This is a genomic window from Flindersiella endophytica (assembly GCF_054779015.1).
The window spans coordinates 45,941-68,010 of sequence record NZ_BAAGYY010000010.1 but is presented as its reverse complement, the minus strand read 5'-3'; the positions used below and the strand labels follow the sequence as shown (position 1 = coordinate 68,010).

Annotated in this window: 23 protein-coding genes; 14 read left to right on the top strand and 9 right to left on the bottom strand. The window is 69.0% G+C overall.

Features of this window, described 5'->3' with window-relative positions:
- The first annotated feature begins 168 nt into the window (after positions 1-168).
- The gene (locus ACYVF6_RS10980) at positions 169-2,229 is read left to right on the top strand and encodes an ABC transporter substrate-binding protein (RefSeq protein WP_460519623.1); all 2,061 of its coding nucleotides are present in this window, start codon (positions 169-171) and stop codon (positions 2,227-2,229) included.
- 43 nt (positions 2,230-2,272) lie between these two features.
- Positions 2,273-3,319 carry an MDR/zinc-dependent alcohol dehydrogenase-like family protein gene (locus ACYVF6_RS10975; RefSeq protein ID WP_460519620.1) on the top strand — a complete coding sequence of 349 codons (1,047 nt, stop codon included), beginning with the start codon at positions 2,273-2,275 and terminating at the stop codon, positions 3,317-3,319.
- Positions 3,320-3,638: 319 nt separating this feature from the next.
- Here ACYVF6_RS10975 and ACYVF6_RS10970 read toward each other — a convergent pair whose 3' ends face one another.
- A complete protein-coding gene (locus ACYVF6_RS10970) occupies positions 3,639-3,773 on the bottom strand; it encodes a hypothetical protein (RefSeq protein ID WP_460519617.1) in 135 nt (44 codons plus the stop codon).
- Positions 3,774-3,941: 168 nt separating this feature from the next.
- Between ACYVF6_RS10970 and ACYVF6_RS10965 the strand changes: the two genes are divergently transcribed.
- Positions 3,942-5,030, top strand: a complete 1,089-nt coding sequence (locus ACYVF6_RS10965; protein WP_460519614.1) for a Gfo/Idh/MocA family protein — start codon at positions 3,942-3,944, stop codon at positions 5,028-5,030.
- Here the strand turns inward: ACYVF6_RS10965 and ACYVF6_RS10960 are convergent.
- Positions 5,027-6,013 (bottom strand): aldo-keto reductase family protein, encoded by a 987-nt coding sequence (locus tag ACYVF6_RS10960; protein ID WP_460519611.1) that lies wholly within the window; start codon positions 6,011-6,013, stop codon positions 5,027-5,029. The two genes, ACYVF6_RS10965 and ACYVF6_RS10960, sit on opposite strands and share 4 nt — an antisense overlap.
- Positions 6,014-6,154: 141 nt before the next feature.
- Between ACYVF6_RS10960 and ACYVF6_RS10955 the strand changes: the two genes are divergently transcribed.
- Positions 6,155-6,472: a protease inhibitor I42 family protein gene (locus tag ACYVF6_RS10955; RefSeq protein ID WP_460519608.1), complete on the top strand. Its 318-nt coding sequence runs from the start codon at positions 6,155-6,157 to the stop codon at positions 6,470-6,472.
- 124 nt (positions 6,473-6,596) lie between these two features.
- On the opposite strand, the gene ACYVF6_RS10950 is transcribed toward ACYVF6_RS10955, so the two are convergent.
- Positions 6,597-7,061 (bottom strand): hypothetical protein, encoded by a 465-nt coding sequence (locus ACYVF6_RS10950; protein ID WP_460519605.1) that lies wholly within the window; start codon positions 7,059-7,061, stop codon positions 6,597-6,599.
- Positions 7,062-7,072: 11 nt separating this feature from the next.
- Entirely contained in the window at positions 7,073-8,113 is a 1,041-nt protein-coding gene (locus ACYVF6_RS10945) for a C1 family peptidase (RefSeq protein ID WP_460519602.1), read from the bottom strand.
- Between the two features lie 315 nt (positions 8,114-8,428).
- Between ACYVF6_RS10945 and thyX the strand changes: the two genes are divergently transcribed.
- Positions 8,429-9,157, top strand: a complete 729-nt coding sequence (gene thyX, locus ACYVF6_RS10940; protein ID WP_460519599.1) for an FAD-dependent thymidylate synthase — start codon at positions 8,429-8,431, stop codon at positions 9,155-9,157.
- A gap of 796 nt (positions 9,158-9,953) precedes the next feature.
- On the opposite strand, the gene thrS is transcribed toward thyX, so the two are convergent.
- Positions 9,954-11,201, bottom strand: coding sequence for a threonine--tRNA ligase (thrS, locus tag ACYVF6_RS10935; protein ID WP_460519596.1), 1,248 nt, complete (start codon positions 11,199-11,201; stop codon positions 9,954-9,956).
- Between the two features lie 229 nt (positions 11,202-11,430).
- Between thrS and dapA the strand changes: the two genes are divergently transcribed.
- The 3 genes from dapA to ACYVF6_RS10920 are packed head-to-tail and all read left to right on the top strand — an operon-like array spanning position 11,431 to position 14,321.
- Positions 11,431-12,348 (top strand): 4-hydroxy-tetrahydrodipicolinate synthase, encoded by a 918-nt coding sequence (gene dapA / locus ACYVF6_RS10930; RefSeq protein WP_460519593.1) that lies wholly within the window; start codon positions 11,431-11,433, stop codon positions 12,346-12,348.
- Positions 12,345-14,036 carry a ribonuclease J gene (locus tag ACYVF6_RS10925; RefSeq protein ID WP_460519591.1) on the top strand — a complete coding sequence of 564 codons (1,692 nt, stop codon included), beginning with the start codon at positions 12,345-12,347 and terminating at the stop codon, positions 14,034-14,036. The genes dapA and ACYVF6_RS10925 overlap by 4 nt, the downstream gene beginning before the upstream one ends.
- A 30-nt stretch (positions 14,037-14,066) precedes the next feature.
- The gene (locus ACYVF6_RS10920; protein ID WP_460519716.1) at positions 14,067-14,321 is read left to right on the top strand and encodes a His/Gly/Thr/Pro-type tRNA ligase C-terminal domain-containing protein; all 255 of its coding nucleotides are present in this window, start codon (positions 14,067-14,069) and stop codon (positions 14,319-14,321) included.
- A gap of 278 nt (positions 14,322-14,599) precedes the next feature.
- Here the strand turns inward: ACYVF6_RS10920 and ACYVF6_RS10915 are convergent, their stop codons facing one another.
- Positions 14,600-14,851 carry a hypothetical protein gene (locus ACYVF6_RS10915; protein ID WP_460519588.1) on the bottom strand — a complete coding sequence of 84 codons (252 nt, stop codon included), beginning with the start codon at positions 14,849-14,851 and terminating at the stop codon, positions 14,600-14,602.
- 187 nt (positions 14,852-15,038) lie between these two features.
- The gene (locus tag ACYVF6_RS10910) at positions 15,039-15,728 is read right to left on the bottom strand and encodes a ribonuclease FAU-1 family protein (protein ID WP_460519585.1); all 690 of its coding nucleotides are present in this window, start codon (positions 15,726-15,728) and stop codon (positions 15,039-15,041) included.
- 78 nt (positions 15,729-15,806) lie between these two features.
- Here ACYVF6_RS10910 and ACYVF6_RS10905 point away from each other — a divergent pair, with 78 nt between their 5' ends.
- The 3 genes from ACYVF6_RS10905 to ACYVF6_RS10895 are packed head-to-tail and all read left to right on the top strand — an operon-like array spanning position 15,807 to position 18,137.
- On the top strand, positions 15,807-16,445 hold the full coding sequence (locus ACYVF6_RS10905) for an ArsR/SmtB family transcription factor (protein WP_460519582.1): 639 nt from the start codon (positions 15,807-15,809) through the stop codon (positions 16,443-16,445).
- Positions 16,442-17,419 (top strand): ABC transporter ATP-binding protein, encoded by a 978-nt coding sequence (locus ACYVF6_RS10900; RefSeq protein ID WP_460519579.1) that lies wholly within the window; start codon positions 16,442-16,444, stop codon positions 17,417-17,419. Before ACYVF6_RS10905 ends, ACYVF6_RS10900 begins: the two co-directional genes overlap by 4 nt.
- Complete coding sequence (locus ACYVF6_RS10895; RefSeq protein WP_460519577.1) at positions 17,400-18,137, top strand: ABC transporter permease; 738 nt, start codon at positions 17,400-17,402, stop codon at positions 18,135-18,137. Before ACYVF6_RS10900 ends, ACYVF6_RS10895 begins: the two co-directional genes overlap by 20 nt.
- Positions 18,138-18,142: 5 nt before the next feature.
- Here the strand turns inward: ACYVF6_RS10895 and ACYVF6_RS10890 are convergent, their stop codons facing one another.
- Together ACYVF6_RS10890 and ACYVF6_RS10885 are read right to left on the bottom strand one after the other, a co-directional pair.
- A complete protein-coding gene (locus tag ACYVF6_RS10890; protein WP_460519574.1) occupies positions 18,143-19,714 on the bottom strand; it encodes a multicopper oxidase family protein in 1,572 nt (523 codons plus the stop codon).
- Positions 19,711-20,154, bottom strand: coding sequence for a hypothetical protein (locus ACYVF6_RS10885; protein ID WP_460519571.1), 444 nt, complete (start codon positions 20,152-20,154; stop codon positions 19,711-19,713). The genes ACYVF6_RS10890 and ACYVF6_RS10885 overlap by 4 nt, the downstream gene beginning before the upstream one ends.
- A gap of 165 nt (positions 20,155-20,319) precedes the next feature.
- On the opposite strand from ACYVF6_RS10885, the gene ACYVF6_RS10880 reads away from it, so the two are divergent.
- From ACYVF6_RS10880 to ACYVF6_RS10870, 3 genes are read left to right on the top strand one after another with little or no spacing between them, the layout of a single operon-like run.
- Entirely contained in the window at positions 20,320-20,673 is a 354-nt protein-coding gene (locus ACYVF6_RS10880) for a PadR family transcriptional regulator (protein WP_460519568.1), read from the top strand.
- On the top strand, positions 20,670-21,347 hold the full coding sequence (locus ACYVF6_RS10875) for a permease prefix domain 1-containing protein (protein ID WP_460519565.1): 678 nt from the start codon (positions 20,670-20,672) through the stop codon (positions 21,345-21,347). The genes ACYVF6_RS10880 and ACYVF6_RS10875 overlap by 4 nt, the downstream gene beginning before the upstream one ends.
- Positions 21,347-22,042: a permease prefix domain 1-containing protein gene (locus tag ACYVF6_RS10870; protein ID WP_460519562.1), complete on the top strand. Its 696-nt coding sequence runs from the start codon at positions 21,347-21,349 to the stop codon at positions 22,040-22,042. Before ACYVF6_RS10875 ends, ACYVF6_RS10870 begins: the two co-directional genes overlap by 1 nt.
- Positions 22,043-22,070 lie beyond the last annotated feature (28 nt).

Genomic DNA, 22,070 nt, shown 5'->3' with positions numbered 1-22,070 from the left:
CCGGACGTGATGCCTTGCACGCAAGCATGCTCCGCACCCATGGTGGCTGTGTTCATGTTCGCGGCCAAGGCCGCGGTTAGGGGCCGGCCGTGAGGAGGCCTAGTGGGCCAGGGATCTGACCAGCCAACGGTAAAACTCGACCGACGTACGCTTCTCTACTCAGCGACCGTGGTGGCCGCGGGCGCCGGAATCGCCGCGTGCACACCCAAACCGAGCGGCGAGCAGAGCGGCGACGGTGACGGCGGCAAAGCCAAAGCAGCCAAGGGCACCAAGGGCTCGGAGACCAAGCCGTTGCCGCCACCCAAGCAGTTCGGCGAGTCGCCGGAGCTCGCGAAGCAGGTGAAGGCGGGAAGCCTGCCGCCGGTCGAGGATCGGCTGCCGGCGAAGCCATACGTCGTGCCACATCGCTGGGTCGGTGGCGGAAAATACGGCGGGACCGTCTACATGGTGATCGACGCGTCCGACAACCCCAGCATCAACGAGTTCATGTACGGCCGCTCGCCGCTGCGCTGGCTGAACGACGGCCTGGACATCGGACCCGGCGTCGTGGAGTCGTGGGACTCCAACCCCGCGGCCACCGAGTGGACGCTGCACATTCGCGAGAACCTCAAGTGGTCCGACGGCCAGCCGGTGACGAGCGCGGACGTCATGTACTGGTGGGAGGACATGGTCCTCAACGAGGACCACCCCGCACTGCCGGGCGACGCCGCCAGGTCGGGCACCGGTTCCCCGATGCGGCTCGAGGCACCCGACAAGAACACGCTGGTGCTGAAGTTCGACGCCGCGACACCGTTGACGCCGGCCCTGCTGGCCAACGGGGTCAACACCGAGGACTGGTTCATGCCGCGGCACTACCTCGAGCAGTTCCATCCGAAGTACAACAAGAAGGTCAAAGACAAGAACTGGATGGTGACGCACGACAAGCACATCAACTGGGTGCTCGACCCGAAGTGCCCGACGCTCGCCGGCTGGCGGACCACGAAGTTCGCCGAGGGCCGGACGGTCGAGCTGGAGCGCAACCCGTACTACTGGTGTGTCGACAAGAAGGGCGACCAGCTGCCGTACCTCGACAAGCTGGTCTTCACCGTCGTCGACGACACGGAGGTCGCGAAACTCCAGATCCAGGAAGGCAAGATCGACTACGTGCACGGCCCGTTCGTGCCTCTCGGGCTCGCCGACATCGCGCCGGTACGCAAGTCCAAGTCCCAGCACGGCTTGGAGATGCAGCTGTGGGACAGCGGATCGGGCACGGCGTCGGTGTTCTTCCTGAACTACGACTATCCCGACGCCAAGCTGCGCAAGCTGATCCGCGAGCCGAAGTTCCGCCAGGCGCTGTCACACGCGTTCAACCGGGACGAGGCGCGCAAGGCGGTCTACTTCAACACCGGTGAGAAGACCACCGGAACCTACAGCCCGAAGGCGATCGAGTACGTCGTCAACGGTGACGGGAAGCAGGCCTACAAGCAGTGGCGCGACGCCTATGTGGAGTACGACCCCGAGAAGGCGAAGAAGCTGCTCGACGAGCTCGGCGTCGTCGACAAGGACGGCGACGGCAAACGCGAGGTGCCGGGCGGTGGCAAGCTCACCATCCGTCTCGACGTGCCGGCCGACATCGCGCAGGAGCACAAGCAGAAGAACGAGTACCTCAAACGGGACTGGGAGGCGATCGGCCTCTCGGTGACGTCGAACCCGATCGCACCGGCCAGCTACTCCGACCAGTGGAAGAGCGGCGTGCTGATGAGCAACTCCGCCTGGGAGGTGGGCGACGGCCCGGACCACATCACCGGCCCGTGGTGGTTCGTACCGATCGAGCCGGAGCGCTGGGCGCCGTTGCATGGCCAGATGTGGTCGCTGCGTGGCACGAAGGACGAGAAGACCGAGTTGAACGTCGACCCGTGGAAACGTACCCCGCCGCGGGTGGACGCGGAGCCGGGCAGCCCGATCGCGCAGCTGTGGGACCTCTACGCGAAGGCGAAGACCGAGGTCGACGCGCTGGCCCGGCACAAGATCGTCTGGGAGATGATCAAGCTCCACATCGAGTACGGGCCGTTCTTCATGGGCGTGGTGGCGAACTATCCGCAGCTGACGTTGCACAAGAGCGAGATGGGAAACGTCCCTGCCCGGGCTCAGCTCGCGCAGGGTGGCATGGTCAACACCTGGGCGCATCCGACACCGGCCTGCTACGACCCCGAGGTCTACTTCTGGGACAACCCGGAGGAGCATACGTAGGACCGTCTTTTCTTGGCATTTCTCAGCGTGAACAGGAGCGTGCGTGCGCGCGTTGACAGTGGCGTCGGGGCAGGGACAGGCCAGCCCGGACCTCAGTGAGATCTCTGCCCCCGGGCCGTCGGATCGTGACCTGCTGGTGTCGGCAGTCGCTCTTGGCGTGTGTGGCACCGACCGATCGGTGATCGGGCACGGCGTGCGCCGGCCGCCTGCCGGCCGGGACTGGATGGTGGTCGGCCATGAAGGCCTCGGCCGGGTGCTGGCCGCACCATCCGGTTCCGGCTTCCAGGCGGGCGATCTCGTCGTGGGCATCGTTCGGCGGCCGGATCCTCGGCCCTGCACGCTCTGCGCGTCCGGCCAGCTCGACCTGTGCTTGTACACCGACTACGACGAGAGCGGCATCGTCGGCCGGGACGGCTACGCGGCCGAGCGGTATCTGCTGGAGCCGGAGTACGCGATCCCGGTCTCGGCGTCGCTGGGGCTCGCGGGCGTCCTGGTCGAGCCGGCGAGCATCGTGGCGAAGGCGTGGGAACGGATCGACGCGCTGGCGCCGCTGCCGGGCAAGGGCCGGCGGGCGCTGGTGCTCGGCGCCGGTCCGATCGGGCTGCTGGCGGCGCTGCTGGGTGTCCAGCGCGAGTACGACGTTCACGTGGTCGACCAGGTGACGTCCGGGCCGAAGCCCTCGCTGGTTCGGGCGCTGGGAGCGACCTACCACTCCGACCTGGCCGACCTGTCCCGCTTCACCGGCGGCTTCGACGCGGTGGTGGAGTGCTCGGGCGCGCTGGTCGCCGAGGCCATCCAGCACACCGGCCGCAGCGGGACGGCGTGCCTGGTGTCGAGTGCGCACGGCGGTGCGGACAAGACACTGAACGTCGGCGACCTGAGCCGGGCGATGGTGGGCGGCAACCGGGCGTTCGCGGGAATCGTGAGCTCGAACCGGCGGCACTTCGAGGCGGGGCAGGCGGCGCTGCAGAGCGCCGACCGGTCCTGGCTGGAGTCGCTGATGACACCGGTGGTGTCGCTGACCGACTACCGCAGCGCCTTCGAGGCCGGACCAGAGGCGGTCAAGGCCGTCATCCGCTTCGAGGACTGAGCTTCGAACCACTTTGTCGCCGCGCGAATGACCACGTTAACCACGCAATTGGCTGGTTAACCACGCCCCGGGGCGTGGCGAACCACCTACTGGCGTGGCGAAGCGCGAATGACCACGTTGACCACGAAATTTCGTGGTTAACGTGGTCACTCGCGTCCAGGGGAAGGCTCCGAGCGAGGGCCGATCCGCGGCCTGGGTCAGCCGGCTGCGCGGAGCTCCAGCGGGTGGCGTAGACCTGCCCGTCCCGCCACGGCGCGGCCCGGACGGCGGCCGGCATCCGGTCGGCCGGCTCACCGGCCCGGAGCCGGTCGCGGTGCACTCACGTGACACGCAGGTCGGCCTGGTGGCCGAAGGTCTGCCTCTCTCGCCGACGGTACGGAACGACCGCGGTGACCGGCGTGCCGGCCGGCAGCGCGGTCTCGTCGCCGGCGAGGAAGTACCAAGTCGATGCCATCCAGCAGTACGGTCGTGCCGCGCGGCCCGGCCACGTGGATTACGCGCAGAGCTGCTCACCTAACCTGACTTCGACTGTCCGGATGCGGCTGCCCGCCGGCCGCCGCAGTTCGGGTGCTCCGTCGGTACGGTGGCAACGCAGGGTTGCGGCGGCGAAAGGGAGTCAGACGTGAGCGGGATCCGGGTCGGCGTTGCGGGATTGCGATTCGGTGCCGAGTTCGTACCGCTCTATCTCCAGCATCCGGACGTCGCGAGCGTCGCGATCTGCGACGCCGATCCCGGCATGCTGGCCCGGACCGCCGAGGCGAACGGCATCGCCGGCGAGGCGAGGTTCGACTCCGTGGACGCGATGCTCGCCGCCGACGTGGTCGACGCCGTGCACATCGCGACGCCCGTGCGCTTCCATGTCGAGCAGGCGGTCGCGGTGCTGTCGGCCGGGAAGCACTGCGCCAGCGCCGTTCCGATGGCGACCGACCTCGACGGCATCCGGCGCATCCTCGCCGCGCGGCAGGCGGCCGGCACCAACTACATGATGATGGAGACGATGGTCTTCGGACGGGAGTACCTCTACGTCCGCGACCTGTACGACCGCGGTGAGCTCGGGCCGCTGTCGTACCTGCGGGGCATGCACCTGCAGAACCTCGACGGCTTCCCGCCCTACTGGTACGGCTATCCGCCGCTCACGTACGCGACGCACGCCCTGTCGCCGCTGCTCGCGATCGGGGGCTCGCGGGTGACGAAGGCGCACGCGCTCGGCTCCGGGCGCCTCACGCCCGACCGGACCGGCGACTTCGACAACCCGTTCCCGACGGAGACGGCGCTGTTCCGGCTCGACCGTGACGACCTGGCCGCCGAGGTGACGGTGTCGTTCTTCCAGCTCGGAAGGGCTTACCAGGAAGGGTTCTGCGTATACGGCCAGGAGGCCGGCGTCGAGTGGCCGCAGGTGTCGGAGGACGAGGGCCTCGCGGTCTTCCGGCTGGATCCGGAGTCGCCGGAGCGGCGCGGGCGTGGGGCGAAGGTCGAGCGGGTGCGCCCGCCGCACCGCTTCGACCTGCTGCCGGAGGAGCTGCACGTCGACAGCGGGCACAGCGGCGCGCACCCGCATCTGGTGCACGAGTTCGTCCGTAGCATTGTGGAGGGCCGGCCGCCGCTCGTCGACGCGACGACGGCGGCGACCTGGACCGCTCCCGGAATCGTCGGGCACGCCTCCGCCATGCGCGGCGGCGAGCCGCTAGACGTACCCGACTTCTCGGCCTAGTGCGCCGCGTCGAGCTTGGCGCGCTGGTCGGCTGTCAACTTCAGGTGGACGGCCTCGAGGCTCTCGTTCAGCTGCGCGACCGACGAAGCACCGATCAGTGGGATCGACGGTACGTCGGCGCCGATCATCCACGACAGCACGACCTGGTTCGGTGTCGCGCCGGTTTCGCCGACGACCTTACGCAGGGCGGCCAGCCGCGTGGGCGTACCCGCGTGGTCGAAGTCGGCTCCGAGCGGCTTGTCGTCGCGGACGTAACCGCCGGAGAGCAGCGGCGTGTACGCGACCAGCGTCAGGCCGGGCTCGTTCCGCACATAGCTCAGCAGCTCGCCGCCGACCGGGCCCTGGTTGCCGTCGGGGGAGAGGTCGCCGGGTAGGTCGGAACGGCGGCGGAGGTACGAGTGCTGGTACTGCAGCAGCTCGTAGCCCGGCAGCCCGGCCGCGGCGGCCAGCGCACGCGAGCGTTCCACCTTCCAGACCCAGTGGTTGCTCGCGCCCAGCAGGCCGACGCTGCCTTCGGCGACGAGCTCGGCGAAGCCCTCGACGGTGTCCCGCAGCGGAGTCTTCGGGTCCTCGATGTGGGCGTACAAGATGTCGAGCTTGTCGACCCCGAGCCGCTCGCGGCTGCGGTCGGCGGACTCGCGGATCACCTTGGGGGACAGGCCTTCGGGGTTGTCGATGTAGCTCGTGCCGGGAGCCAGCGGTCGCGCGCCGAGCTTGGTCGCGATCACCAGGTCGTCGTGCCGGCCACGGTCGCGCAGCCAGCGGCCGAGGAGGTTCTCGCTCTGCCCGCCCTGGCTGCCGTCCTCCCAGAACGCGTAGTTGTCGGCGGTGTCGATGAACGTGCCACCGGCCTCGACGTAACGATCGAGGATCGCGAACGAGGTGGCCTCGTCGGTTCTCGACCCGAACAGCATGGCGCCGAGGCTCAGTACGCTGACCTGGCGGCGGGTCTTCGGGCTGGTTCCAATCGTGCGGTATTCCATGTGACGGAGCGTAGGTCAGCAAACGGTCTGTGGGCCGGGCCAATCCGGCTGGGCGTTCCCGGACCAATAAGTGCCGCCGGAGTTCAGGTTCCGAACCGCCTCGTTCGACGTACGCTGGCGGCGTACGAAGGGGGTGGCGCGATGGCCGAAATCGAGGTTCTCGAGCCCGGCTCAACAGTCAGCGCCCGCTCCGGCGATGAGCTCGTTGTACGTCTGCCGGAAATCGCCACGACCGGTTATCAGTGGACCGTGGACCAGATCACCGGACCGCTCCGGATCGTCTCGTCCGAGGTGGTGCCCACCGTCCCGCCTGACGGTGCGCCGCCGGGATCTGGAGGTGAGCGGTTCGTCAGGGTGGCAACGACCGGTGTGGGCACCGGTGCGGTCCGGCTCGAGCTACGTAGGGTCTGGGAGACCGAGCCGGCCGACCGGTTCGAGTTCCGGGTTCGGGTCGGCTGATCCAGACCCGGCCCGGCCGTCTGTGCTGGGCTTGACTTGGCGCCTGCCTGCTCCGTGGGCCGCCGGACGACACCATCGGCGCCGGCGGCCCAGGGGCAGGGGTTCGATCGGATGGCGGTGAGGGCTACCAGAGGTAGATCTCGTAGACCATTCCGTCGGCTTCCTCGCGGAAGGTGACCGGACGCTGGGTTTGGCGTGCCTGCGAGGCAAGCGCGCACAGCGCCACGAACGAGCCGTCCCTTCCGTTGTAGATCTTGCGCCAGCCGAGGCCGCGGACCAGCACGAACGCGTTACGCGTCTGGTCGATCGACCACAGCGCGTCGATGTACTGGTTGCTGCGGTAGGTCGCCGTGACGGTGCCCACCGCGCTCTCGGTCAGCGAGTCGGGGTCGCGCAGGTCCGGCGGCAGCAACATCGGGGTAGTCGGTGTCGCTGGAGCCTCGACGATCGTCGCGACCTCATCGGGTGACACCCGGGTGGGTGCCGCGAGGCCGGCTTCTTGGTTGATTGCTTCGGTTACGTCGCTCGGAGACTTCGCGCCAGGTCCTGTCCTGGTCGGCGTACCGCCTCTGGTGGATCGTGTAGCCATGGTCTCGTCCCTCACCACGCGTAGAGCTGCGTGACGCTGCCGTTGTTTTCGAACATCCCGACCGGACGACTGAGCGCCTTCGCGGCGGACAGCTCGCTGGACATGCCCTGACTGGTCGCGGCGGTGCCGGTGTCGAGCTTCAGCCAGCCGCGGAGCTCGCCGTACGCCCACTGGTTGCTGTCGTACTCGTTGCTCCAGAGGCCGATGATCCGCTGGTCCGGCAGCCAGGCCGTGATGGACGTACCGGTGACGCCGTAGACCTCTTTGCCGGCCGGGCTGGGGTAGGACTCGATGTTGCACTCGCCGTAGGCGATCTTGAAGAATCCGCCGTCACCCCAACCGGGGCCCCAGCTGTTCTTGGCGATCCAGCAGCCTTCGCTGTCGCTGTAGCCGATCAACGTGACGCAGTGGCCGCCCGCGACGCCGCCAGTCAGGTGGCGGTAGACGCCGGAGCGGTAGCTGAAGAAGTCCTGGTAGACGACGAAGCAGGCCGCGATCGAGCCGTACGTCGAGATGTACTCCTTCATCGCCGAGGCGTTCCCGCCGATGTTGTTGAATCCCGTGACGAGGATCCGCCGGTTCTGCCAGTCGGCGTTCAGGCCGGAGCAGTCCTGTTCGCCGGCGGTGTAGGGGTAGTAGTCCTCGAACGTGACGCCCGTGCCCTGCGCCGACGGCAGCAGGCGGTGCACCCACCAGCCGGTGGAGCAGCGCGCGCCGTCCGCCCTGCCGTAGCAGTAGTAGGCGTGGGCCTCGGACAGGTCGATCGTGAGGCCGGGCGTGCCCCTGGTGTAGCGGGTCACGTGCTCCATCGTCGCGATCGTGCCGAAAGCGACGCAGGAACCGCAGCCGCCCTGGTCCTTGACGGACGTGGTGTAGTTGGCGCCGTTGACGTTGCGCAGGTCGAAGCTCACCGGCGCGCCGACAGCTTCTGCTCTGGCACCGCGTACGGCGGCAGCCCGCTCGTCGCGATCGGCCTCGAGGGCGTTGAGGTCGGTCTCGGGCAGTGGCACACCGAGCCGGACGACGCGCTCCTCCTCGTTGAGCGCTGTCATTGACGTATAGGCCATCTCCCAGGGCGCGCCTTCGCGTTCAAGCGTGGAGCGGAGCTGGGCGAGGTCGAGTGATTTTTGGACAGGCATAAATAACCCCCCCAATGGGGTGATGATTTGGAACATCTGCCACTCGTCCTTCGCCCAAGGAGGAGTGGCGGTAAGGGTTGATACGGAAAGGTCTCTGGTGTTAGCTCTACTCTGCTCGCAAGGTGGTCGGTAGGGCCTTCTGGCCCTTCGTTCGGCCTTGCGTCGCGAGGTCTTGTCGGTGCGTGGCCGTAGGCTGGCCCGGCAGGCCAGGAAGATGGAGGTTGCGCCGTGACCGAAGTGGAGCAGGCGATCCAGTTCAGGAGCGATGTCACTGTCGAGCTGGTGCGCTCGTCCGCGCGCGATGAGGATGTGCTGTTCGCGGCTCGCGTGTCAACCAAGGGTGAGCAGTCACTGGAAGACGTCGACGGTGACGCCGAGCGTTCCCAGGGTTTGATCGGCTATTTGATGCGCAGCCGGCACGGCAGCCCGTTCGAACACAATTCAATGACCTTCTACGTCCAGGCTCCAATCTTCGTCTTCCGCGAAATGACGCGGCATCGGATAGCGTCCTACAACGAAGAATCCGGGCGTTACCGGGAGCTGCGTCCGCTCTTTTACGTGCCGGGTCCGGATCGCCGGCTGGTGCAGGTCGGCAAGCCCGGGCACTACATCTTCGAGCCGGGATCGGCGGACCAGCACAATCTGGTCGGTGCGGAGACGCGGGCCGTGTGCGCGGAGGCGTATGCGTCGTACCAGCGCATGCTCGAGGCCGGCATCGCGCGCGAGGTGGCGCGGATCGTGCTGCCGCTGACCATCTACTCCTCGATGTACACCACAGTCAACGCCCGCGCGTTGATGAACTTCCTGTCGCTTCGCACCAACCGCGACGAGTCGGCCCACCCGTCCTATCCTCAACGCGAGATCGAGATGGTGGCCGAGCAACTGGAGACGGCCTGGGCCAAGCTGATGCCGGTGAGCCACGCCGCCTTCGTCCAGAACGGCCGCGTCTGCCCCTGACCTCCACCGCCACCCAAGGCTCCGCGAATGACCACGTTAACCACGCAATTGGCTGGTTAACCACGCCCCGGGACGTGGCGAAGCACCTGCTGGCGTGGCGAGGCGCGAATGACCACGTTAACCACGCAATTGGCTGGTTAACCACGCCCCGGTACGTGGCGAAGCACCTACTGGCGTGGCGAAGCGCGAATGACCACGTTAACCAGCTAAATACGTGGTTAACGTGGTCATTCGCGGCCTCGGGTGGCGGCCAAGGCATGGGAACGGGCCGACCCGCTGGCGCCGCTGCCGGGCAGGGAGCAGCGGCCACTAAGGCTCCGAGGCTCGGCAAACCTCGGCCGCGCCATCAGAGCTAGCGGTCCACATCGCGGCGGCGAGAGGCGACAGCCGCCGCGGCCGGGCCGGCTGGGTGCTGCATGCGGTTGTTCGGCGACGCCGGGTTCGTGCAGGGCGCGGTCGGATCTGCGCCGATTGCTGCCGCTGTGCGCGCGGTGTCCGCCCGTGGGCCGGGCGTGGCCGGCTGGGCCCGGCGAACCCTTGCTTCAGGCGCGGCCACACCGGCAGGCACGCGGCGGTGTGGCTTGCGGTTCACGCCGCGGCGGCGAGAGGCGACAGCCGCCGCGGCGGGACCGGCTGGGTGCTGCATGCGGTTGGTCGGCGACGCCGGGTTCGTGCAGGGCGGCCGGCAGGCGTCTGCGCCCACCCATCGCTGCGGCGGTGGGCGGTGGCCGCGCCCGGCCGGCTGGCGGCCTGCCAACCCATGCTTCGGGCGCCGGGCAGGCACGCCGCGGCGTGGCTAAAGGTCCACGTCGCGGCGGCGGGAGGACACCGCCGCGGCGACGCCGGACAGGAAGCGTTCCGACGACATCGGCTGCAACTGGCGGCCACCGCGCAAGCGGACCGCCACCGCGTCCACCGCGGCTTCACGTTCCCCGATCACCGCGACATACGGCGCCTTGCGTTCCCGCGCCACCCGAATCCGCGCACCCAGACTCTCCGACCGATCATCGACCTCGACCCGCAGACCCGCGGCCAAGCCGTGCCGGGCCAGTGCCCACGCGGCGTCCGCCTGGTCCGGGCCCACCGGCAGCACCTGCACCTGCACCGGCGACAGCCAGGGCGGCAGCGCGCCCCCGCTGGACTCCAGCAGGTAGGCCATCATCCGTTCCATGGTCGACAGCACGCTGCGGTGCACGATCACCGGCCGCTCACGCGCGCCGGACGCCGAGACGTACTCCAGGTCGAACTGCCCGGGCTGGTAGAAGTCCACCTGCACGGTCGACAGGGTGAACTCCCGGCCCTGCGCGTCGTGCACCTGGATGTCGATCTTCGGGCCGTAGAACGCCGCCTCGCCCTCCACCGGCCGCGCCTCCAGCCCGTGCAGGTCCAGCGCCGAGCGCAGAATCGCCTCTGCCGACGACCACATCTCGTCGGAGCCCGCGTAGGTCTTGCCGGGCCCGCGCAGCGACAGCATCGCGTAGAGCGGCTCTATGCCGAGCAGGGAATATGCCTCGTCGATCATCCGTAGCGCCAGCACCGCCTCCTCCACGGCCTGCGCCGGCGAGCAGAACACGTGCGCGTCGTTCAGGGTCATGCCGCGCACCCTGGTCAGCCCGCCGACGACGCCGGAACGCTCCATCCGGAACTGGTGGCCGAACTCCGCGATCCGCAACGGCAGCTCGCGGTACGACCGCAAGCGGGAGCCGAACACCAGCGCGTGGTGCGGGCACAGGGTCGGTCGCAGCACAAGGTCGTCCCCGCCCACGGGCATCGCCGGGAACATGTCGTCGGAGAAGTGCTGCCAGTGCCCCGACCTCTCGTACATCTCTCTCTTGCCGACCGGTGGGGTACGCACGTGCCGGTAGCCTGCCCGGCGTTCGGCTTCCAGGATGTAGCGCTCGAGCTCGCTGATGATTGCGCCGCCGTCGGGAAGCCACAGTGGAAAGCCGGCGCCGACGAGTTCGGCGGAAGCGTAAATGCCCAGCTCACGGCCTAGCCGACGGTGATCGGCGGGCGCTTCGGCGACATCTGGTTGGACCTGCATTTGGGGTGCTCCTCGTGGTTGGAGATGGGAGCGACCCCTGCGGCGACAGCCCGGGAGTCACTCCCGGGGCCGTCCGCGCGGCGTTAGAAGACAGTCGCCGCCACGTCGCCGGAAGCGACATGGGGCGTCTTCGTCCACTGCGCGAGATACATGTCTCACAGCCTATCTGGTGATCAACCAGCGCGGCGACCTATTTACGTGACGGTGTGTCCAGGTAGCGTTGGGTTCCATGGCTGCAAGTTCTGCCCACACCCTGGGACCAAACGCGCCCTTCGGCCGGGTGCTGACCGCGATGGTGACGCCGTTCGCCGCCGATGGGGTGCTCGACCTCGACGCCGCCCAGCGGCTGGCCACGCACCTCGTCGACGCCGGCAACGATGGTCTGGTGATCAGCGGGACCACCGGTGAGTCCCCGACCACGACCGACGCCGAGAAGGAGGCGCTGCTGCGTGCCGTGATCGAGGCCGTCGGCGACCGCGCCACGATCGTCGCCGGCTCCGGCACCAACGACACCAAGCACGCCATCGAGCTGTCCCGGCAGGCGGAGAAGGCCGGTGCCAACGGCCTGCTCGTCGTCACGCCCTACTACAACAAGCCGCCGCAGGCCAGCCTGCTCGCACACTTCCGCGCGGTCGCCGAGTCCACCGCGCTGCCGGTCATGCTCTACGACATCCCCGGCCGCACCGGCACGCCGATCGCGACCGAGACGCTGCTGAAGCTGGCCGAGCACCCGCGGATCGTCGCGGTGAAGGACGCCAAGAGCGACATCCCCGGCATCGTCGAGGTGCTGGCGAAGACTGACCTGGCCTACTACTCCGGCTCCGACGAGAACAACCTCGCGTTCCTCGCGATCGGCATGGCCGGAATGGTCAGCGTGGTCGGACATGTCGCGAGCAAGGACTACGCCGAGATGGTGCGCGCCGTCGACGCCGGTGACCTCGCCGCCGCCCGCGCGATCGAACGCCGGCTGCTCCCGGCGTACAAGGGGATCATGACTCGAAGCCAGGGCGCCATCATGGCCAAGGCCGCGCTCGAACTGTCCGGCGTACTCCCCAACCGCGTCACCCGGCTGCCGTTGCTGCCGGCCAGTGACGACGATGTCGCGCGGCTACGCAGCGACCTGGCCGAAGCGGGGCTGATGCGATGAGTCATCCGCACCCTGAGCTCGGACCGCCGCCGCCGCTCTCCGCGGGCGCCCTGCGGGTGATCCCGCTCGGCGGCCTTGGTGAGGTCGGACGCAACATGACGGTCTTCGAGAACGAGGGACGGCTGCTCGTCATCGACTGCGGTGTCCTGTTCCCCGACGACCACCAGCCCGGCGTCGACCTGATCCTTCCCGACTTCGAGCCGATCCGTGACCGCCTCGACGCGATCGAGGCGATCGTGCTCACGCACGGGCACGAGGACCACATCGGCGCGGTGCCGTACCTCCTGCGCGAACGCCCCGACATCCCCGTCGTCGGCTCGCAGCTCACGCTGGCGCTGGTCGACAGCAAGCTGCGCGAGCACCGCCTGAAGGACGTGCCGCGGCAGGTCGTGCGCGAAGGGGAGCGGCAGCGGTTCGGCCCGTTCGAGTGTGAGTTCATCGCGGTCAACCACTCCATCCCCGACGCGCTGGCGGTCGCGGTCCGCACCTCCGCGGGCCTGGTCCTGCACACCGGCGACTTCAAGATGGACCAGCTGCCGCTCGACGGACGGCTGACCGACCTGCGTGCGTTCGCGCGGCTGGGTGCGGAGGGCGTCGACCTCTACATGCCCGACTCGACGAACGCCGAGGTGCCGGGCTTCGTCACGCCGGAACGCGACATCGCGCCGGTGCTCGACCGGATCTTCGCGAGCGCCGAGCGGCGCATCATCGTGGCCTGCTTCGCGTCGCACGTACACCGCGTACAGCAGGCACTCGACGCGGCGGTGGCGCACCGGCGCAAGGTCGCCTACATCGGGCGTTCGATGGTGCGCAACATGGCGGTCGCGCGCGACCTCGGCTTCCTCCGCGTACCCGCCAACACGCTGGTCGACCTGAAGGAGCTCGACAACTACGCGCCCGACGAGGTCGTCCTGATCTCGACGGGCTCGCAGGGTGAGCCGCTGTCGGCGTTGTCGCGGATCGCCGGGCGCGACCACCCGCTGATCCGCGTCGAGCCGGGCGACACCGTGGTGCTGGCGTCGTCGCTGATCCCGGGCAACGAGAACGCCGTGTTCCGGGTGATCAACGGGCTGGCCCGCTGGGGCGCGAACGTCGTCCACAAGGGCAACGCGATGGTCCACACGTCGGGGCACGCGCCGGCTGGCGAGCTGCTCTACACCTACAACATCGTGCAGCCGCGCAACGTGCTGCCGATCCACGGCGAGATCCGCCACATGCGCGCCAACGCCGACCTCGCGATCGCGACGGGCGTCCCCCGTTCACGTGCGGTGGTCGCCGAAGACGGCGTGGTGGTCGACCTGATCGACGGCGTGGCGCGGATCGCGGGCAAGGTCGAGTGCGGCTACGTCTACGTCGACGGCTCCACGGTGGGCGACATCACCGACAGCTCGCTGAAGGACCGGCGCATCCTCGGCGAGGAAGGCTTCATCTCGATCATCGTGGTGGTCGACTCGGTCAACGGGAAGATCACGGGCGGGCCGGAGATCAAGGCTCGCGGCTTCGCCGCGGACGACACGGTCTTCGACGAAGTGCGGCCGCTGATCTCCGAGGCTCTCGACCGCGCGACCCGCGAGGGCGTGGACGACACGTACCAGCTGCAACAGGTGATCCGCCGCACGATCGGCAAGTGGGTCAGCGACACCCAGAACCGCCGCCCCATGATCATCCCGGTGGTCGTCGAGGTCTGAGCCCGTCGGCCAGCCGCTGGATGCACGCGGCTGGCCCGGCGCGGTTTGGCCGCGGGTCTGCGGGTCGAGGTCGATGATCGGTCGGAGAGTCTGGGTGCGCGGATTCGGGTGGCGCGGGAACGCAGGGCGCCGTATGTCGCGGTGATCGGGGAACGTGAAGCCGCGGTGGACGCGGTGGCGGTCCGCTTGCGTGGTGGCCGCCGGTTGCAGCCGATGTCGTCGGAACGCTTCCTGTCCGGCGTCGCGGCGGCGGTGTCCTCTCGCCGCCGCGAGGTGGACCTTTAGCCACGCCGCGCCGTGCCTGCCCCGGGCGTGGCCGCGTCGGGCCGTGGGTTTGCAGGGCTGGCCGGCCGGTCGGGCGCGGCCACCGCGCTCCGCCGGAGTTGTGGGCCAGCCCGGCCGCCCTGCGCGAATGTGGCGTTGCCGGCCAACGGCACGCAGCACCCAGCCGGCGTGGACCGCTAGCCACGCCGCCGCGTGCCTGCTCCGGGCGTGCCCACGTCTGAAGCATGGGTTCGCAGGCTCCAGCCAGCCGGGCGCGGTCACCGCGCGCACAGCCGCAGCTATGGGTGGGTGAGACGCCGGCCGCCCTGCGCGAACCCGGCGTCGCCGACCAGCCGCATGCAGCACCCGACCGACCCGCTGCGGTAGCTGTCTCCGCTCGCCGCGGCGACGTCGACCTCTGGCTCTGGTTGCGCGGCCGGGTTGCCGGATTCCGAGGCTCCGTGCGTTAGTGGCCGCCGTTCCTTGCCCGACAGCGGCGCCGGCACGTCGGCCCGTTCCCACGCCGACGTCGCTGCGCCGCGAATGACCACGTTAACCACGGCATTGGCTGGTTAACGTGGTCATTCGCGCTTCGCCACGCCAGTAGGTGGTTCGCCACGTCCCGGGGCGTGGTTAACCAGCCAATTGCGTGGTTAACGTGGTCATTCGCGGCCTCGGGCGGAGGCGTCAGTCGTCGGCGAGCACGACACGACACGGCCCGGCTTCGAAAACCCAGCCCTAGCCGGCGGCGGGGACCGCGAGGGCGCCTTCGGGGAGGGTGGGGATCGGCCAGTCGGGGTTTCGCTGCCAGCCGAGCCAGCGTTCTTCGAACGGGCCTTCGCGGTGTTCGAACATCGCGAAGGCTTGCTCCTTCGCGTCCTCGACTTCGGCGTGCTCGGCGTCGGTGATGATGCCGAGGTGTCTGGCCTGGGCGTACTCCTCGACGTCCTTCCACCGGTGGGTGCCGTCGGGGTTGAAGATGAGGTCGATGGTGAGGTCCCAGGTGTCGACGCCCACGGGTGTACGGCGGTAGGGGCGCTCGAAGTTGACGTACCACTTCGCGAACTCGCCGTCCTCGCGGAAGAACAGCAGCACGCTGAACCACACGTCCGGCAGCTGGGCGCCCAGCAGGGTGACGCCGCCGAGTACTGAGGTGCCGAGCGTCCAGTCGCCGGCGACCAGTTCGGACATCGACTGGTCGACGACCGATCGGATGTGCCGGGAATCCTGGCGGTCGCCGTTACGCCACGCCGCTGCGTTGCCGGACTCAGACGTCAGCTCGGTGCCCTCCCAGCAGGACAGCACGAGAGAGGAGCCGTCGTCGGAGACGACGCGCATCGGCCAGGCCGATCGGACCTTCCCGCGGTAGACGTTGCGCCGCACCGCCACGCTGCCTGGTTCGAACCGGGCCGGTACCGAAGTCGTCATGCCTCCACCCTAGGTGACAAAAGATTTCTTTGGATACCTCTTGCGCCGCCCTACCTATCAAAGGCATCCTTTTGACCCATGGCGAACGAGGAGACCGACAGGCTGCATCCCGCCGTCCCGCACCGGCAGGTGCGCGACGCCGCCACGCTCCGGGCGCTCGCGCATCCAGTGCGGGTGCAGCTGCTCGAGGAGCTCCTGCAGTACGGCCCGGCCACTGCCACCGAGCTCGCCGAGCGGATCGGCGACACCCAGGCCAACTGCTCCTGGCACCTGCGTCAGCTGCACAAGTACGGCCTGGTCGAGTCGGCCGAGGGTGGCAAGGGCAGGCAACGGCCGTGGCGGTTCGTCCGGCAGACCGTGAGCCTCGACGTCTGGGATTACGAGCCCGACGTTGCGAACGGCCCGGTCAAGGACGCGATGTGGAACGTCCTGATCGAACGCGAGCTGCAGGCGCTCCGCCAGTGGCGCACGTCCAAGCACCAGGAGACAGCCACCTGGCGGGAAGCGGCGACCGAGTGGCAGACCTGGGGCTGGCTCACCGCCACCGAGTTCGCCGACTTCACAAGGGAGCTCAACGAGCTCGCCGACCGGTACGTCCTCGCCACCATCGACCGGGTCGATCCAGACCGCCGGCCGCCCGGCTGCCGTCCGATCCGGTTCAACGCCTGGGCGATCCCGGGCGGACCCGACAGCGAAACACCAGAGGGGGAACAATGACCACACCGTTGCTGGAGATCCAGCACCTCACCAAGGTCTATCGCCGTGGCGTACGCGCCAACGACGACATCAGCTTCCACGTCGACGCCGGCGAGGTGGTCGGCCTGCTCGGCCACAACGGGGCCGGCAAGACCACCTTGCTCAACCAGGTGATCGGCCTGGCCCGTCCAACCGAAGGAGCGATCCGGGTGGACGGCCGCGACGCCGTCGCCGACCCGGACCTGGCGCGCACGCTCTGCTCGTTCCAGCCGCAGACGCAAGCTCCGCTGGACAGCGTGACGCCGCGGCAGGCCGTTGAGCTGGCGGCCCGGATCCGCGGTGCCGGCCGGCGCGAGGCGCGTCAGCGCGCGGGCGCGTTGCTCGCCGCGCTCGACATCGAAGCCTGGGCGGACCAGATCGGCGACCAGCTGTCCGGCGGCGTCAAGCGGCTGACCGCGTTCGCCATGGCAGCTGCGAGGCCCGGCCGGCTGGTCATGTTCGACGAGCCCACCAACGATGTCGATCCCGTACGCCGCCGCCTGCTCTGGCAGCAGGTACGCGAGCTCGCCGACGCCGGATGCGCGGTCGTCCTCGTCACCCACAACGTGGTCGAGGCCGAACGCGCGGTCGAGCGGCTCGTCATCCTCGACAAGGGCAAGGTGGTCGGCGAGGGTACACCGGCCCAGCTGCGCGGCGACGACGGCGACCGCCTCCGGCTGGAGCTCGTCGCGCTCGACAACGCCGCCGCACTCGCGCTGAGCGAGGAGCTCACCGCCGACCGGCCCACCGTCCTCGGCCGTCGGCTGGTCGTGACGATCGCCGCCGGCGACGCCGGCCGTGCGATCGCCCGCGCCCAGGACGAGCGGACCGCTGGCCGGATCGAGGAGTTCTCGATCGTCCCGGTCAGCCTCGAGGACGTCTACATCCGCCTGGTCAGCCCGGCCGGCACCGAAGAACAGAAGAGGGGGATCGAGGATGCGGCACTGGTTTCGTAGCTACTACCTGCTCCTGGTCTGGAACCTGCTCCGCCTGCGAGCGGACCTCGCCATCTACCTGGTGGTCCAGACCCTGCTGGCGATCGGTGTCGTGATCGGATTCTCCTTCCTGATCCCGGATCCGACACCCGAGACTGCGCTCTACCTGTGTACGGGCGGCATGACGATCTCGCTGATCACGGTCGCGATGGTGCTTGCGCCGCAGAGTATCGCCTACCGAAGACAAGCCGGCTTCTTCGACTACCAGCGCTCGATGCCGGTGCCGCGGATGGCGCTGATGGCCGCCGACGCGACCGTCTGGGTCGCGCTGGCACTTCCGGGCCTCGCACTTGCGATGGTCGTCGCGGCGTTGCGGTTCGACCTGTCGTTCACGGTCAGCCCGCTGCTCGTACCCGCCATCCTGCTCGTCGTGGCAGGCGGAGTGGCGATCGGTTACACGGTCGCGTTCGCCGTCAAGCCGACGCTGGTCGGCCTGATCACGCAGGCGATCATCCTGGTGGCGTTGATGTTCGCGCCGATCAACTTCCCGGCCGAGCAGCTGCCGGGCTGGCTCGCCGCGATCCACGCCTGGCTTCCGTTCCAGTACATGGCGCAGGCGATCCGCGAGACCGTCGACGTTCCGGCGACCGGGCTCTCGCTGCTTCCGTTCGTCGTCCTGGCCGTGTGGAGCGTCGTCGGGCTCGCGGTCACCTCGCGGGTGATGCTGCGGCGGGCCTGAGGCGGTCAGGCCACGGTACGGAAGGTCGTCATCATCGCCATGTCCTCGTGTTCCAGGTTGTGGCAGTGCATCATGTACGCGCCGGCGTAGTCGGTGAAGCGCACCGCGACCTCGACGATCTGGCTCGGGCGCAGGTCGACGGTGTCCTTCCAGCCCTGGTTGGTGTCGCCGCCGCTGAGTACCTGGAACGGGTCGAGGTGGACGTGGACGGGGTGGTGCAGGTCGGACTCGAAGCGCCAGATCTCGATGTCGCCCAGACGGGGTGTGGCGTCGATCCGGTGCGGGTCGAAACCCTTGCCGTTGATCGCCCAGTGCAGCTTGGTGTGACCGCCGTCCGGCTGCTGGGCCCTCGACACGCGGCGGAACTTCCAGTCGCGGGTGCGCACTGCCTTCGCCGGGTCGAGCTGCTCGATCCTCGACAGCCGGGCAGGCACCCGCGAGTCGTCGGAGGCCTTACGGGCAACGCGAAACCGCATCACCTGTGCGGTCGACTCGCTGCCGAGGCTGTTGACCATCGTGACCTCGGTTCCGACCGGCAGCTTCGAGAAGTCGACCACGACGTCGAAGCGTTCGGCGGGCGCGATCAGCAGGTCGGTGTGCTCCTGCGGCGCCTCCAGCAGCCCGCCGTCGCTGCCGACCTGGACGAACGGCTGGTTGCCCGCGGATGACGTCAGCGCCAGGCTGTACCGCCGCGCGTTCGACGCGTTCAGCAGCCGGAACCGGTAGCGTGCCGCGTCGACCTCCAGTACCGGCCACGGTGCGCCGTTGACCAGCAGGACGTCGCCCAGAACGCCTTCCATGTAAGCGTCCTGCACGCCCGGCGTCGAGCGCAGCGCGCGGTCCAGTGCCGGATAGCGAAACGACCCGTCGGCCTCGAACGCGCGGTCGCAGATCATCAACGGGATGTCCCGCTCGCCCTTCGGCAGCGGCAGCGCGTCGTCCTCGTCGTCGTGGACGAGATGGAAGCCCGCCAGCCCGCGGTAGACCTGCGGAGCCGTGAAGTCCATCCGGTGGTCGTGATACCACAGCGTCGCTGCCCGCTGGTTGCCCGGATAGACGTAGTTCCTTACGCCGTTGGCGTTCTTGCCGCCCTCCAGCATCGAGCCGTGCCCGCCGCCCGGCGGTTTCCAGCCGGACAGTGGCAGCAGCAGGTCGATCGGGTAGCCGTCGTGCTCCGGCGGCGTGTGCCCGCCGTGCAGGTGTACGACGGTCGGCACCGGCAGCTGGTTGCGGTGCCTGACCACCGCACGCCGGCCGCTACGGGTCGCGAGCGTCGGTCCGGGGAAGATCCCGTCGTACCCGAAGATCGGAGTCTTCCGGCCGGGCAGGATCTCGACGTCGGCGACGCGTTGCACGATGTCGTAGTAGTCGGTCGTTCCGTCGGTGCGCGTCGGCTGCTTGACCGGCGGGATCGGCAACGGAACCTGGAACGGCTCGGGCAGCTGGAGGTTGCTGGTCAGCAGCTCCGCGGTCTGCCCACGCGCCACGCCGCACCCGCCGAGGCCAAAACTGGCCGCGGCTCCAGCCGCGCCCGCCAGCCCGGCCAGGCCGAGGAATCCCCTTCTGGACAAGCTCATTTGCGGCGCCCCTTCCGTGGTACGCGAGCAGAGCGCCGGCACGTCCACACCGCGAAGAGCGCCTGCCCGGCGACGATCGTGACGCCGAGCAGGATGTGCACGACCAGGATGCGGGCGTACCCCATGCCGAGTTGCACCCCTTCGGCGAACCACCACGCGCTGGAGAACGCCAGCGGCCAGATCCGCCCGCCACCCGGCCAGGCGTAGAAGATCGCCGCGACGATCTGGGCGAAGCAGAGCACCTGCACGATGTGCGCGTTGATGCCGTGCAACTCGATCGCGTCGACGTCGCCATCGAGGTACATCCCGGCCAGCAGCGGTTGCAGCGCGAGGATCGACAGATGCAGCACAGCGGTGACACGCAGCGCCCAAAGTGACGCGCGCGGCCCGCGAACGACGGGACCGGCGGGCGTCGGCGGAACAGCGGTGACAGGCGCCACGATCCACTCCTTAAGTTGGCAGCCTTCATATGTAGATGGCAACCAGAATATGAGTAGCTAGCCTACACATGCATCAGGGTTGGACCCGGAATTCCGGCTCAGGGGTACCTGAGATCGCCTCACGTGCGCCCCATCGCAGGGCGGGGAAGAGTAGGCTCTCTGCTTGTGAAGTCCGACATCGTCAGAGGACACCTGGACGGGCTCATCCTCGCCGCGCTCGAGGACGGCCCCCTCCACGGCTACGCCATCATCGAGTCCCTGCAGGCGCGCAGCGGTGGCGTGCTCGACCTGCCCACCGGCAGCGTCTACCCCGCGCTGCGCCGGCTGGAGCGGGCGCGCTTCATCAGCGGCAAGTGGAGCATCGTCGGCGGTCGCCGGCGGCGCACCTACCAGCTGACCAGGGCCGGCAAGCAGGCGCTGGCCAGCGAACGCGCCGACTGGAGCCGCTTCACCGACGCGGTCGGCAACGCGCTCGGCCTGCCGGGCCGGGGCAACGCCGCGGAAGGCATCACCGGATGAGCGGCCCGATCGACACCTACGTATCCGACCTGGCCAAGTCGCTGCCGGGCCCGCGGCAGGTCCGCCGCGACCTGCTGGCCGAGCTCACCGACGGCCTCCGCGACGCCGCCGACATCCACCATGCCTCCGGCCTGCCCGCGCGCGACGCCGAGCTCCTCGCCGTACGCGAGAGCGGTCCGATCGGCGAGCTGGTGGCCGACTACCGCACCGAGCTCGCCGCGAAGTCCGGCCAGCACACGGCCATGCAACTGATGGTCATGCTGCTGGCGACCAACGTCTCCTGGGATCTGATCTGGTTCGTCGTTCCCAGTGGCGGCGCGCCGATGCCGGGCGTCGGGGTCCTGGCTCGCGTGATCACCTGCTCGACCGTGCTGTGCGCCGTGATCTGCGGTCTCGGCCTCGCGATGCTGCGCTTGCCGGGTCGCGTGCCAGGGCGCACGCCGGTGCCCGTACGCCGGGTCAACACCCTGATCGTCACGGCGGGAGCGACCGCGATCGCGGTCATCGTGGCCAGTGCACTGGCGATGAACCTCGTCAGCGTCGGCGACGCTGGCCGGATGATGGACGACTCGGCCGCGCTGGGCGTCCTGACCGCCGCTTCCGTGCTGACCATGTTCGTGCTGCTCTCCGCGCTGTGGCGGACGGCCCGTACGACCCACACCCTGGACCGCTGATGCGGAGCGCGATCGACAGCTACGTCCGGGAGGTCGAGCGGCTGCTGCCCGGCGATCGTGGCGTGCGCAAGGACCTGATCGCCGAGCTACGCGACGGGCTCGACGACGCAGCCGAGGCCTACCGGCACTCTGGCCTCGACGGGCGGCTGGCGGAGCTGCGGGCCGTCCGCGACGCCGGCGACACCGACGTGGTGGCGGCCTCCTACCACGCCGAGCTGGCCGCGTCTCATGGCCAGCGGACAGCCGCACTGATCGGTCTTTCGCTGCCGGCCGTCGTACTCGCCTGGACCGGAATGTGGCGCCTCGGCGGCGACCTCGAGGTCGCCCGTCAGTGGCCGGTGTCGGAGCTGACGATGGCGCTCTCGCGGGTTGTCGACTGGGCCGCCTACATCGGCGGTGTCTCGGCCCTGGCCGGGCTCGCGGCACTGATCTGGGCGGCACGCCGCGGCCGGGCCACGGGATGGGTGGTGAAGGCCGTCGCGCTGGCGAGTGGCACGTTCCTGCTCGTCCACGTGGGTTCCAACATCGTGATGAACGCGCTGCTGATCGAGGGTGGCGTGGACGCCGGGATGCTGTTCTCTCTCAGCCCGGCGGGACTGCTGGGCGTGCTGACGATGGCGCTCACGGTCGTACAGGCTCGCTCGGTGTGGCGCACGCTCAAAATCAGCTTCAACCGCCGGGCCAGGACAGGCTAGGCTGGCCGCGCAGATCCCGCTGGAAGGA